The sequence below is a fragment of the Solwaraspora sp. WMMB335 genome (genome assembly GCF_049179075.1).
In the GTDB taxonomy this organism is placed as follows: Bacteria; Actinomycetota; Actinomycetes; order Mycobacteriales; family Micromonosporaceae; genus Micromonospora_E.
The window spans coordinates 2,940,980-2,953,821 of the sequence record NZ_JBMHMF010000001.1; the positions used below are offsets into that span (position 1 = coordinate 2,940,980).

Sequence of the window (12,842 nt, forward strand, 5' to 3'; positions counted from 1 at the left end):
GCCGGCGCGATGGCGCCGCTCAGGGCAGGCCGAGGGGATCGGCGTCGTACGGGTCGTAGCTGTGCCGGCGGCGGAACAGGATCGCGGCGAGCACCCCGCCGACGAACCCGAACAGGTGGCCCTGCCAGGAGATCAACGCGTCGGTGGGCAGGATGCCCACCAGTTGCCAGCCGTAGAGCAGCCCCACCAGCAGCACGACACCGAGATTCCACCAGGTGCGTTCGACGATCCCGCGCATCAGCACCAGGCCCAGGTAGCCGAACACCACTCCGCTGGCGCCGACGACCACGGTGTTGGGCGACCCGGTGAGCCACACGCCGATCCCGCTGACCAGGACGATCACCAGGGTGGAGTAGAGGAACCGGCGTACCCCGGCGGCCAGCACGAACGTGCCGAGCAGGATCAACGGCACGCTGTTGCTGTAGAGGTGGTCGAAGCCGTGGTGCAGGAACGGGGCGAAGAACACCCCGTCGAGGCCCTGGGTACGCCGAGGGATGATCCCGGCGGTCAGGTCGAGTCCGGCGTCGAGCCAGACGTCGAGCGCCTCGATCACGAACAGCACCGGTACGACGGCGCACATCGCGACGAACGCCCGGCCCAGCGAGGCGTAGAAGGCCTCGGTGCCGAACCGGCTCGGGTCGCCGCCGGAGGAGCTGCTCGGGGAGCCGCCCGAGGAGGACACGCCGTACGCCATCCTCAAGTAGCTATCAGGTCGGCGCCACCCGCGCCAGCCGAGCGCCCGGAAGCGACCAGAAATGGCGGTGGCCGGATCCGATCGGATCCGGCCACCGCCGAATCGGCGTGCGCTCGACGGCGGGCCGGTCAGTACCAGCCGGCGGCCTGTGATTGTTGCCAGGCCCCGCACGGGGTGCCGTACCGGTTCGCGATGTAGCCGAGACCCCACTTGATCTGGGTCGCCGGGTTGCTCTGCCAGTCGGCACCGGCGGCGGACATCTTGTTGCCCGGCACCGCCTGGGGAATTCCGTAGGCCCCGGAAGACGGATTCTGGGCCTGATGGTTCCAGCCGCTCTCCTTGTTCCAGAGCTTGTTCAGGCAGGCGAACTGGTCGAGTCCCCAACCCCGGTCCAGGGTGAGCGCACAGCCGATCGCCCGGTTGCCGCTGAACTCGTCGCACGAGGCCGGGATCGGGCCGGCGTACGGCACCGTCTCGGTCGACGGCTGGGCGGCCGCCGCCTGCTTCTGCTCGGTGACCTGCTCGGCCCGCTTGGCCTTGGTGGCCTCGGCCTTGGCCGCCGCGGTCGCCTTCTCGGCCGCTTCACGCTCCGCGTTACGGCGCTGCACCATCTGCCGTTGGTGCTCGGCGCGGCGCTCGCGGAGCAGTTCGAGTTCCACCTGCTCGGCCTCGGCCGCCAGCCGGGCGTCGGTGATGCGTTGCTGGGTTTCCCGGTCGCTGTCCAGGTAGAACCCGCCAGCGACGCCTGTGACGAGCAGGCCGACGGCGAGCGCCCGGACACCGAACCGGCTCCACAGCCGAGTCACGTAGTGGTCCCTTCGTCGGGGGCAGGGGCACGGCGCGGCCACCGCCGGCCCGGTCACCGGCGCTCAGACCGGCGACGGCCCAGGCTAGGCACGCCGTGAGCGCCCGACCGGGTGGGTCGCGCGCCGGCCGGTCGCGATGGTGCCCGGCCGGCGCGCTCCACCGACGTCCTCGTCACGTCCGTCCTCGTCGCATCGGATCCGCTGGTCGTGTGGATCGCGGATCCCGAGGGCGTCGTCGGTGCGCGCGCTCGCCGACCACCATCGCGCACAGTGAGGCGGATGGGAAACGCGCGGCATCGTTTGTGACATTGGACACGCCGCTTTTCGCCCTCAAAGCGGACTAAATATCCGCCCAGCCGAGCTCAACGCGGGATGTCCTCCAACAAATCAGTGACCATTTCGGCGATAGGAGAACGCTCCGATCGGGTCAACGTGACATGTGCGAACAGCGGATGCCCCTTCAGCGCCTCGATCACCGCGGTCACCCCGTCGTGCCGGCCCACCCGCAGGTTGTCCCGCTGCGCCACGTCGTGGGTCAGTACCACGCGGGAACCCTGCCCGATCCGGGAAAGCACGGTGAGCAGCACGTTGCGCTCCAGCGACTGGGCCTCGTCGACGATCACGAAGGCATCGTGCAGGCTGCGGCCCCGGATGTGGGTCAACGGCAGCACTTCCAGCATGCCTCGGGCCAGCACCTCCTCCATGACGTTCTCGTGCACCACCGCGCCAAGGGTGTCGAAGACCGCCTGAGCCCACGGCGACATCTTCTCCGACTCCGAGCCCGGCAGGTAACCGAGCTCCTGCCCACCGACGGCGTACAACGGCCGGAACACGACCACCTTCCGGTGGCGGCGCCGCTCCATGACCGCTTCCAGCCCGGCGCACAGCGCCAACGCGGACTTGCCGGTGCCGGCCCGCCCGCCGAGCGAAACGATCCCGATCGACTCGTCGAGCAGCAGGTCCAGCGCGATCCGTTGTTCGGCGGAGCGACCCCGCAGCCCGAACGCTTCCCGGTCGCCGCGCACCAGCCGCACCGTCTTGTCGGACATCACCCGCCCCAGGGCCGATCCGCCGGTGCCGTGCAGCACCAGCCCGGTGTGGCAGGGCAGCCCGGCGGCACTGTCCAGGTCGACGGCTTCCCCACCGTACAGGTGCTTGACCTGCTCGTCGGTGAGTTCCAGCTCGGCCATGCCGGTCCAGGTGGGGTCGCTGGCCTGGCCGTGCCGGTACTCGTCGGCGGTCAGGCCGACCGAGGCCGCCTTGACCCGCAACGGCATGTCCTTGCTGACCAGGACGACGTCCCGGCCCTCGGCGCCCATGCTCAGCGCGACCGAGAGGATCCGGGTGTCGTTGGACTCGTTGCGGAACCCGGGCGGCAGCACGTCGGTGTCCGCGTGGTTGAGTTCGACCCGCAGGCTGCCGCCGAGATCGTTTGCCGGGACCGGCTGGTCCAGCCGGCCGTGGCGCACGCGCAACTCGTCCAGCATCCGCAGGGACTGCCGGGCGAACCAACCCAGCTCCGGATGATGCCGCTTACCCTCCAGCTCGGAGATGACCACGAGCGGGATGACCACCTCGTGCTCGGCGAACCGGTGGAACGCGCCCGGGTCGGACAGCAGGACCGAGGTGTCCAGCACGTACGCGCGGGCGGTCGGGACGGGCTGATGCGGCTGATCGGTACCGGCGGGCCGCTCGGCCGGCGCGGACGCGATGCGCGCGTCCGGGGTGCGGCGACGGGTCCGGCTACGGCTGGACGGGACAGTGGCGGTCGGGTCCTGATCGGCCCGGGGGGTGGTACGTCGACTCGTCACAGGCCTGCTCCGTCGGGCGTGCACCCGATCCGCCCGCGATCCGGCTCCACCGGGGCCCGGAAGCACGGGTCGGATGCGAACCCATGCATACGTAGCAGGTCCGGACCGTCCGGCTGGCCCGGGATGGCCCCGGACCATGACTAGACGCTAGCTGCCGGATCCGGCCTCGGCTAGGCGTCGGCACCGATCATCAGCCCCGACCTGGGGCGGGGCGGGCGGCATCGCCGACCGGTACGCATGCCGGACATATTGCCGTTACGTGCTGGACATATCGGTACGCCGGGGGGTGGCCGGCCGGGACGCGCACCCCCTGCACGCGTCCCGGCCGGGAGGAACTCCGGCGCGGTGACACCGGGCTCCCACATGGTGTCGCGTTCGCCTCAACGTCGACGCCATGCTCGAAGAAAGCTCATAACAGAACAAACACATTTATAGTATCTCAGAATCCCTTATTAGGGACGCTGGCCGACCACGATCTCCCGCGCGTGCCGGCCGCCACCGGCGGTGGCACTGCCTACGAAGGCGGCGCCGGTGTAGGTGGTCCCGTGTCGCACCGCCAGGTCGGTGCCGGTCGCGCGGGCGACGGACACCACCGGAGCGACCTGGACCGGTTCCGGCCCGGGCACCGGTACGTCCCCCGGTCCACGCACCGGCTCCGACTCCCGCACCGGATCGGGCAGCACGGAGGCGATGGCCGCCCGCGTCTCCCGCCGCCGGCGGTTCCAGGCACCCCGATCGCCGTCGAAGTAGCCTTGGCGGTAGCCGAAGCGGTAACCGATCCGGTAGCTGAGTTGACCGTGCAGCCGCCCGGCGGCATAGCTGGACGAGGCCAGCAGCAGCACCAGGAAGACCGCGAAGAACGGGCTCATCCGATGACCCCGATCCGTCTGATCATGTTTCCTCCGACTCGAACGACGTCGGGTCGTCGGTGAGAAGCCGATCGATGTCGTCGGTCCTCACCTCTTCGACCAGTTCGACACTGATCCGGCAACCGTCGAGCACGACCTCGGCGACCGAGGCACGCCTGATCTCACCTCCGGCGTCGTAGACCCGGACGCTCAGCTCCGGGCAGCCCAGGTGCGCCCGCCACGCGTTCCACTCGGCGCGGTCACCCACGTTCAGCGAGAGGTACCGGCATCCGCGCGCGAGGTAGAGCCGCCACGGCGCGCTGAGGCCGGCAGAAACCCCGTCCGCGATCAGGCCGAACGCCTGAGAGCGGGTCGCGAGCTCGGTCACCGCACCGCCTCCGTAGCACATAAGCGACAACTACACTCGCGCAGTGTCTCAAACACGTGACGTATGGTAAAGCGTCACGCATGAGTGACAGCATCGTCTTTTCGGGTGATTAGCACCACCTCGCGGCAACCTTAGACTGCACCTGTGACACCCCTCGTGACAAGGGATAGTTTCCCGACAGAGATTCACAAAGCTCTGTCACAGACGCAGTACAGGAAGCTTCCCGCCCCCAGGAAGAGTGGCGATCGGCCGTACCGTCGGCCGGTGCCGGACAGCTCCGCCGGGCGGAAAATTGCCTTCGCCGCCTTCGTACGTAAGGCGCTCGCCGACGCGCGGGCGACCCGCGCCTGGACCGGCTCGGAGGTTTCCCGCCGCACCGGCGTCTCGCGCCAGACGGTCAACCGGTGGGTACGCGGCGAGTGGTCCAGCGACCCGGAGGCCGAGCGGGTGGTCGCGTTCTGCGAAGGGCTCGGAATCAATCCGATCGTGGCGTTCGGCGTCCTGGGTTGGGACCGGGCGACCAGCGCCCGGCCGGCCCCGGCCGCACCGCCGATGGATCCCGACGTCGAGGCGCTGCTCCGCAGGCTGGTCGACCCAAACGTGTCAGACGCGGAAAAGTTTCATATTCGGGAGACTATTCGCTATTTGGCCTATCGACCACCGCTTCCGGCCGAACCACGCAAAGGCCCCAAGAGGGCAGGGTAGTTCTCAGATGGCGAAAGAAAGCCGATCAAGCAGCCCGATTCCGTCCCACTTGCACGCTGAGTCACGATAGCGTTCCTCTCCGTACTGCTTGGGCTCGTCGTCGGCGGGGGGACGGGACAAGGCCGAACACAGCCCTGCGGGACAGAAGGGGGGGTCGAATCCGATGACCCTCAAATGGTCGGCAGTAGTGGTCGCGGCCGTCGCGATCACGCTTTGCGGAACCACGAATATCGTTGTCGCGGTCCTACGCACCGGCGAGGTACCGGTGGTGGTCAATATGTTCGCCATCGCCTGCGCATCGGTCGCCACCCTGGTGGCGGTCATCGCACACCTCAACGACCGGCAGCAGGGACGGCTGACCGCACTCACCGAATTTCTGGTTGCCCGACTCAATGAAGTCGATTCACACGTCGGCGATCGGAACGCCGGCTTCGTCGAGGGATATCTGCTCCGGCAGGGCCAGCCACAAGACGCTGCCGTCGTGCAAATTGCACCGAGGATGCACGGCCGGCGGCTGATGACCGGTGGTGAGGACTGACCATCGGGCGGTTCCGGACCGTAGTCAGCGGGCCCGTGCTACCCAAACGTTCATCCGGTGAGAGGTCTGGCACCAGGGCCGTCAGCAGGTACGCTGGCGCCCGTGCGGCCGTTCGATGTAGGGAATCAGCGCCTCGCCCGCCCGCTGACCGCGGAGCAGGCATGGCGAGCCACCATCGATCGCGCCGACCGGTGCGTGCTGTTCTTCGACTTCGACGGCACGCTCGCCCCGGTCGGTGACGATCCCACCTCGGTGCAACCAGCACCCAAGGTGCTGGCGGCGATCGAGTCACTTACCGGTGTGGTGCAGCGGGTCGCGATCGTGTCCGCCCGCCCGGTGGAGTTCCTCCGGGCCCAGTTCGCGACGATCTCCGAGGTGGATCTCTACGGTCTGTACGGCCTGGAGCACAGCCACGGCTCCGGCCAGACCGTCACCGAACCCGCCGCCCTGCCCTGGGTGCCGGCGATGGAGGAGTTGGCCGATCTGGCCCGTACGGAACTCCCTGACGGCACCCTGGTCGAGTTCAAGCGACTGTCGGTGGCGCTGCACTACCGGACCGCGCCGGAACTCGCCGGGACCGTCGAGTCGTGGGGCCGCAGCCAGGCCGAACGGCTGGGTCTGCGCCTGCAGGCCGGCCGGATGGTGGTCGAGCTGAAGCCCCCGGTCGACCGCGACAAGGGGATGGTCATCGGCGACGCGATCGGCACCGCCAGCTGTGCCTGGTACTTCGGCGACGACGTCTCCGACATCAAGGCGTTCGCCGCGCTGCGGGCCCACGAGCAGGCGAACCCCGATTTCTTCGGGGTGTGCGTCGCGGTGGCCAACGCCGAGACCGGCCATGACGTGTCGGCCGCCGCCGATCTGACCATCGACTCGCCGGAGGCGCTCGGCGATTTCCTGACCTCGGCGGTCCACACGCTCGACTGAGCCGTCGCCGTCCCGGCCCGCCGCCGTGGGCCGGGCTCAGGCACCGTAGCGACGCTGCCGGTTGGCGTACGAACGCAGCGCGCGCAGGAAGTCCACCCGCCGGAAGTCCGGCCAGTTGACGTCGCAGAAGTAGAACTCCGAATGTGCCGACTGCCAGAGCAGGAAGCCGGACAGGCGCTGCTCGCCGCTGGTCCGGATGACCAGGTCCGGATCGGGCTGCCCCCGGGTGTAAAGGTGTTCGGCGATGTGGTCGACGTCGAGTACCTCGGCCAGCTCCTCCAGGGTGCCGCCGGACTTGGCGTACTCGTAGAGCAGTGACCGGACGGCGTCGGCGATCTCGCGGCGGCCGCCGTACCCGACCGCGATGTTGACCTGGGCACCGTCGATGCGCTCCCGGGTCCGCTCCTGCGCCGCCTTCAGAGCGGTCGCCGTGTTGCCGGGCAACAGGTCGAGTGCGCCGACGATACGCAACCGCCACGGGTTGCCCGCCTCCGCCAGCTCGGTGACCAGTTTCTCGATGATGTCCAGCAGCGGATCCAGCTCGCGGGCCGGTCGCCGCAGGTTGTCGGTGGCCAGCAGATAGAGCGTGACGTGCCCGATGCCGGCCTGGTCACACCAGTTGAGCAGGTGCTTGATCTTCGCTGCGCCGACCCGGTGGCCGTCGTTGGGGTCGACGAATCCCATCTCCCGGGCCCAGCGGCGGTTGCCGTCACACATCACTCCGACGTGTCCCGGCACTGGTTTGCCCACCAACTTCGCCATGAGCCGCCGCTCATAGGCCGAATAGAGGAGGTCCCGCAGAGTCATCCCGTGCAGCCTAGCGACCACGCCTGCGACGTACCGTACCGGCTGTCTGGCAAACCACCGCGTTCGCGACAGCTTTCCGTACCGTTCGCGCATTCAACAGGCCGTCGCCGAGGCCGAGATCGACGATGGCGTCGAACACCTGGCGGTCCCGAGCGGCCGCCACCACCGCCGCGTCGACCATCGCCGGGCGCCGGGCCAGCCAGCTGGCGGCGGCACTGTGCCGCAGGTGTGCCCCCAGGCGACGGTGCAACGCCCGCCGGTAGCGGCTGGCGGCGTGCGCGGGCTCCCGGGCGGCAGCGGTACCGGCCAGCGCGCCGGACAGGACGGCGTAGAAGATGCCTTCCCCGGTGAATGGATTGATCAACGACAACGCGTCGCCGGCCAGCACCACCCGCCCGGCACCTGGTGACGGACGCCAGGTGGCCAGCGGCAGATGGTGCGCCCGCAGGTCGCTCACCTGTGCCAGGTCGGTCCCGTCCAGCAGCGCCACCAGCCGGTCGAGCAGGTGTGCGCGGGTCACCGGACGACCCCGCAGCACCTCGCCGTACCCGACGTTCGCCCGCCCGTCACCGATCGGGAACGACCAGGCGTACGCCGGCCAGCCAGCTGCCGTGGTGACGATCCGCTGCTCGTGCGCGGACGTCGGGGCAGCCGGGGCGTAGCCACGGATCGCGAGCGCGAGATGCCCGGCCGGGTTGGCGTCGCAGCCCAGCGCCCGACGTACGACCGAACCCGCACCGTCGGCACCGACCACGGCCCGCGCGGCGATCTCGCCGTCGAGCACCACCAGCCCGTCGTCGGCCACCATCCGCCGTACGGTGTGCTGGCGCAGCTCGGCTCCGGCGTCGAGCGCGGCGGCGACCAGGCGGGCGTCGAAGACGGTCCGTGGCACCGTGTACGCCGGGCGGCGTAGCTCGTCGGCGACCTGCCCGCCGTACGGGGCGACCAGCCGTAACCGGGTCACCGGAGCGTACCCGTCGACCGGGTCCGGCACCCCGAGGTCGGTCAACACGTCGATCGTGTGCGGGGCGATACCGTCGCCGCACGGCTTGTCGCGCGGGAACCTGGCCCGGTCGAGCAGCAGCACCCGGGCACCCGCCCGGCGGGCGGCCAGCGCCGCGGCGGCCCCGGCCGGGCCGGCACCGACCACCGCCACGTCGACCACCCCGGTACCGCTCACCCGGCCCTCCTGGTCATCGTCGCGGAACCCGCAAGAACCCGCGGAACCCGCAGATCGCTGCCGGGTGTCCGCGCCGCCGGCCCGCCACCCGCGGCCGGTCATCACACCGTAGACCGCCAGCGCTACCGCTGGCGCCGGCGGCGCGCCGCCGGTCAACCAGCGACGTCCAGCCGGGCCCGCAGCGCGTCGAGTTCCGCCCAGAGCACCCCGGGCAGCTTGTCGCCGAAGCGTTCGAACCATTCGACGATCTGCGGCAGTTCCGCACGCCACTGGGCCGGGTCGACGTCGAGGGCCGCCGCGATGTCCGCCTGGTCGGTGTCGAGGCCGGACAGGTCGAGCGCGTCCGGGGTCGGTACGTGACCGATCGGTGTCTCCACCGCCGCAGCGGTCCCGTCCAGCCGACCGACGATCCACTTGAGCACCCGGGAGTTCTCCCCGAACCCGGGCCACAGGAACCGGCCGTCGTCGCCACGGCGGAACCAGTTGACGTAGAAGATCTTCGGCAGCTTGGCGGCGTCGCCGTCGGCGCCCTTGCCCATCTCGATCCAGTGCCGGAAGTAGTCCCCGGCGTGGTAACCGATGAACGGCAGCATCGCCATCGGGTCGCGCCGCACGACGCCGACCTTGCCGGCCGCCGCGGCGGTGGTCTCCGAGGACAGGGTGGCACCCAGGTACACCCCGTGCACCCAGTCACGGGCCTCGGTCACCAGCGGTACGGTGGTCCGCCGCCGGCCGCCGAACAGGATCGCGTCGATCGGTACCCCACGCGGGTCGTGGTACTCCTCGGCCAGGATCGGGCACTGGGTGATCGGGGTGCAGAACCGACTGTTCGGGTGGGCGGCGTCGGTGTCCTGTCCGGGGGCCCAGTCCGCGCCACGCCAGTCGGTCAGGTGCGCGGGCGGCTCCCCCATCCCCTCCCACCACACGTCCCGGTCGTCGGTGAGCGCGACGTTGGTGAAGATGGTGTTGCCCCGGGCGAGGGTCCGCATGGCGTTGGCGTTGGTCCGCCAGTCCGTGCCGGGGGCGACGCCGAACAGGCCGTACTCGGGGTTGACCGCGTACAACCGGCCGTCGTCGCCAAAGCGCATCCAGGCGATGTCGTCGCCGATCGTCTCGACCTTCCAGCCGGGGATGGTCGGCTCCAGCATGGCCAGGTTGGTCTTGCCGCAGGCGGACGGGAAGGCACCGGCGATGTAGCGGACCTGGCCGTCGGGAGCGGTCAGCTTGAGGATCAGCATGTGTTCGGCGAGCCAGCCCTGATCGCGGGCGATCACGCTGGCGATCCGCAGCGCGTAGCACTTCTTGCCGAGCAGCGAGTTGCCACCGTAGCCCGATCCGTACGACCAGATCTCCCGGGTCTGCGGGAAGTGCGAGATGTACTTGGTCTCGTTGCACGGCCACGGCACGTCGGCCCGGCCGGGCTCCAGCGGCGCGCCCACCGAGTGCAGGGCGGGCACGAAGTCGGCGTCGTCGCCCATCGCGGCCAGCACCTCGGCACCCATCCGGGTCATGATCCGCATGGAGGCGACGACGTACGGGCTGTCGGTGATCTCCACCCCGAACATCGGTTCCGGTGCGTCCAGTGGCCCCATGCAGAACGGGACGACGTACATCGTCCGGCCGCGCATGCAGCCCGCGTACAGCGCGGTCATCTCCCGCTTCATCTGCGCGGGATCCACCCAGTTGTTGGTCGGCCCGGCACCGTCGGGGTCGGGCGAGCAGATGAAGGTACGTTCCTCGATCCGGGCCACGTCGGTCGGGTCGGTGCGGGCCCAGAACGAGTTGGGCCGGCTCTCACCGTCCAGCCGGACCAGGGTGCCGGCGTCGACAAGTTCGTCGGTGAGCCGGTGCCATTCGGCAAGGGATCCGTCGACCCAGAGCACCCGGTCGGGGGTGGTCAGCGTGGCGATCTCCTGTACCCAGGCGAGCAGTCGGCGGTGGTTGGTGGGAGCGGGAACGGGATTGTTCGACGGGACGGACGCGGTGGCCGCGACAGTCATGGCAATCTCCTCGTGGTCGGCGCTGACCCTCGTTCCCGGAGCGCGCATCCTCGTTTCGAAAGTGCACGGCACCGGCGGATGGCCGGGCCAGCCGCCGAGAATAGAAGTCCGGGAGTTGGACTCAGGGTAAACCGATCAGCTGCTCAGGACAGCGGGCGAGCTTGTGAAGAACTGCACAAGATGGCGTCACATGCAATCTGAAGTGCCGTTTCTCGCTCCCACGCGCAGTTGTACGCAAAATCCTCCGGCCTGTTAGCAATTCCACAGCCGATTACCCTTGGTAGTCGGGCACCGGGTCGGCGAGCGCTTCGCGCCGGCGACAAAGCGTGGTGCCGCCCTGCGCGGCGCCGGTAGCCGCTACGCTCGATCACGTGCCCGTGTCCGCCGCTGGCGAGCCGTCCGCCGCCGCCACCCGCTCGAGGCTGGTCCACCGGCTCCGCGACCGGTTCGGACGACTTGGTCGCGAATTGGGCAAGTTCGGCGTGGTCGGCGGCGTCGCGTTCGTGGTCGACATCGCGCTGTTCAACATCGCGCAGAGCGCGCTCGGGCTCGGTCCGCTGACCGCCAAGACGCTGTCGACGGTGATCGCCGCCTCGGTGGCGTTCGTCGGCAACCGCTTCTGGACCTGGCGGCACCGGGCCCGCTCCGGGCTGGCCCGTGAGTACGGACTGTACTTCTTCTTCAACGCGGTCGGACTGGGCATCGGGCTGGCCTGTCTGGCAATCAGCCACTACGGCCTGGGCAGCATCTGGCCCGTGTTCCGCACGCTGCTGGCGGACAACATCGCGGCCAACTTCGTCGGCGTGATGCTCGGCACACTGTTCCGCTTCTGGGCCTACCATAGATTCGTTTTCATCGCTGCAACCCCGGCCGTGGTCCAGGCAGCGGCTACCGAAGGTGAGTAGACCGACCCGAATGCCGGCTACCCGCCGATCGCCCGGAACACCCGACCGACCTGCCGTATGGTGATCTGATGCGACTACTCCACCTTCTGCCGCAACGTTGGCAGAGGTTCATCCGCGAGGTCCTGAAGTTTGGCACCGTCGGCGGCATCAACACGGTGGTCAACTACGCGGTGTTCAACGTACTCGCCCTCACCGTGCTCACCGACGGTCAGCTGAAGGCAACCGTGATCGCGGCAGTGGTCGCAACCACCAGCTCGTACTTCATGAACCGGCACTGGACCTACCGGGACCGACCCAAGTCCACCATCCGCCGCGAGTACCTGCTGTTCTTCTTGTTCAACCTCACCGGGCTGGCCATCGAGGTCGGGGTGCTGGCGCTGGCCAAGTACGGCTTCGGCATCACCGGGCTGCTGGCCCTGAACATCATCAAGACCTTCGGTCTGGTGATCGGCACAATCTTCCGGTTCTGGGCCTATCGGACCTTCGTGTTCCGGCCGGGCACGCCCGCGGACCACGCCGGCAGCGGGCACATCCCGCACCAAGCGAGCCGAGCGCAAGCCGCACCGGCACCGGCGTCCCGGGTGCCGGACAGCCCGGCCGCTCTGCCCGAGTCGCTCGGCGTCGAATTGGCGACGGAAGTCGCCGCGTCGACCCGGCCGGCCAACCCCTGACCGACGACGTGCGATCCGGCACCGGCGGCGATGCCGAGCTGTTCTTCGAGGACCTCGCGCCGGGCGGCTCCTTCGACCTGGGTATCACCGTGGTGGACGGCGCGGAGATGGTCGACTTCGCCGAACGGTTCGACCCGCAGTGGTACCACGTCGACCCGCGACTCGCCGGGCAGAGCCGGTACGGCACGGTGATCGCGAGCGGCTTCTTCACGGTCAGTCTGTTCATGCGGGCCTACGTGGACGCGGTCCTGTCCCGCGCCGCCGCGGACACCTCACCCGGGCTGGAGGAACTGCGCTGGCTCGCCCCGGTGTACGCCGGTGACCGCCTGGCGGGCCGCCTCGACGTGCTGACCCGCAAACTCTCCACCGCCCGCCCCGGTCTGGGTACGGTGACGCTGCTGGGTTCGCTGACCCGGCTCGACAGCTACGACCGACCAGAACGCGAGGTGCTGCGGACCCGCTTCCGTGGCTGGTTCGCGCTGCGCGACACCGATCTGGCCGGCTGACCGCCGGCCCACGTCACGGTCGGCTGACGGTTGGCCCACGTCACGGCCGGCTGACG

General features: G+C 69.5%; 14 protein-coding genes. 6 read left to right on the plus strand and 8 right to left on the minus strand.

The genetic code is table 11. From position 1 onward, the window contains the following. Positions 1–19: 19 nt before the first annotated feature. From ACN27F_RS12565 to ACN27F_RS12585, 5 genes are all read right to left on the minus strand, one after another. On the minus strand, positions 20–694 hold the full coding sequence (locus ACN27F_RS12565) for a rhomboid family intramembrane serine protease (RefSeq protein WP_421433502.1): 675 nt from the start codon (positions 692–694) through the stop codon (positions 20–22). A gap of 128 nt (positions 695–822) precedes the next feature. Next, on the minus strand, positions 823–1,500 hold the full coding sequence (locus ACN27F_RS12570) for a transglycosylase SLT domain-containing protein (RefSeq protein ID WP_421433504.1): 678 nt from the start codon (positions 1,498–1,500) through the stop codon (positions 823–825). A gap of 362 nt (positions 1,501–1,862) precedes the next feature. Further along, positions 1,863–3,311 (minus strand): PhoH family protein, encoded by a 1,449-nt coding sequence (locus ACN27F_RS12575; RefSeq protein ID WP_421433506.1) that lies wholly within the window; start codon positions 3,309–3,311, stop codon positions 1,863–1,865. A gap of 452 nt (positions 3,312–3,763) precedes the next feature. Further along, positions 3,764–4,180, minus strand: a complete 417-nt coding sequence (locus ACN27F_RS12580; RefSeq protein ID WP_421433508.1) for a hypothetical protein — start codon at positions 4,178–4,180, stop codon at positions 3,764–3,766. Between the two features lie 22 nt (positions 4,181–4,202). Further along, entirely contained in the window at positions 4,203–4,547 is a 345-nt protein-coding gene (locus ACN27F_RS12585) for a hypothetical protein (RefSeq protein WP_421433510.1), read from the minus strand. A gap of 264 nt (positions 4,548–4,811) precedes the next feature. Here ACN27F_RS12585 and ACN27F_RS12590 point away from each other — a divergent pair, with 264 nt between their 5' ends. The 3 genes from ACN27F_RS12590 to otsB all read left to right on the plus strand — a co-directional run bounded on the left by ACN27F_RS12590 (position 4,812) and on the right by otsB (position 6,717). Then, on the plus strand, positions 4,812–5,252 hold the full coding sequence (locus ACN27F_RS12590; protein WP_421433512.1) for a helix-turn-helix domain-containing protein: 441 nt from the start codon (positions 4,812–4,814) through the stop codon (positions 5,250–5,252). A gap of 163 nt (positions 5,253–5,415) precedes the next feature. Further along, positions 5,416–5,790: a hypothetical protein gene (locus ACN27F_RS12595; protein ID WP_421433514.1), complete on the plus strand. Its 375-nt coding sequence runs from the start codon at positions 5,416–5,418 to the stop codon at positions 5,788–5,790. A 102-nt stretch (positions 5,791–5,892) separates the two neighbouring features. Then, positions 5,893–6,717 (plus strand): trehalose-phosphatase, encoded by an 825-nt coding sequence (gene otsB / locus ACN27F_RS12600; RefSeq protein ID WP_421433516.1) that lies wholly within the window; start codon positions 5,893–5,895, stop codon positions 6,715–6,717. Between the two features lie 36 nt (positions 6,718–6,753). Here the strand turns inward: otsB and ACN27F_RS12605 are convergent, their stop codons facing one another. The 3 genes from ACN27F_RS12605 to ACN27F_RS12615 form a co-directional block, all read right to left on the minus strand. Beyond that, positions 6,754–7,524, minus strand: coding sequence for an isoprenyl transferase (locus tag ACN27F_RS12605; protein WP_421433518.1), 771 nt, complete (start codon positions 7,522–7,524; stop codon positions 6,754–6,756). A 10-nt stretch (positions 7,525–7,534) separates the two neighbouring features. Then, a complete protein-coding gene (locus tag ACN27F_RS12610) occupies positions 7,535–8,689 on the minus strand; it encodes an NAD(P)/FAD-dependent oxidoreductase (RefSeq protein ID WP_421440156.1) in 1,155 nt (384 codons plus the stop codon). Positions 8,690–8,856: 167 nt separating this feature from the next. After that, entirely contained in the window at positions 8,857–10,704 is a 1,848-nt protein-coding gene (locus ACN27F_RS12615; RefSeq protein WP_421433520.1) for a phosphoenolpyruvate carboxykinase (GTP), read from the minus strand. A gap of 371 nt (positions 10,705–11,075) precedes the next feature. Here ACN27F_RS12615 and ACN27F_RS12620 point away from each other — a divergent pair, with 371 nt between their 5' ends. The 3 genes from ACN27F_RS12620 (at position 11,076) to ACN27F_RS12630 (ending at position 12,786) form a co-directional block, all read left to right on the plus strand. Continuing rightward, positions 11,076–11,609 (plus strand): GtrA family protein, encoded by a 534-nt coding sequence (locus tag ACN27F_RS12620; RefSeq protein ID WP_421433521.1) that lies wholly within the window; start codon positions 11,076–11,078, stop codon positions 11,607–11,609. A 68-nt stretch (positions 11,610–11,677) separates the two neighbouring features. Continuing rightward, entirely contained in the window at positions 11,678–12,280 is a 603-nt protein-coding gene (locus ACN27F_RS12625) for a GtrA family protein (protein ID WP_421433522.1), read from the plus strand. A gap of 8 nt (positions 12,281–12,288) precedes the next feature. Beyond that, complete coding sequence (locus ACN27F_RS12630; protein WP_421433524.1) at positions 12,289–12,786, plus strand: MaoC/PaaZ C-terminal domain-containing protein; 498 nt, start codon at positions 12,289–12,291, stop codon at positions 12,784–12,786. Positions 12,787–12,842: the final 56 nt, after the last annotated feature.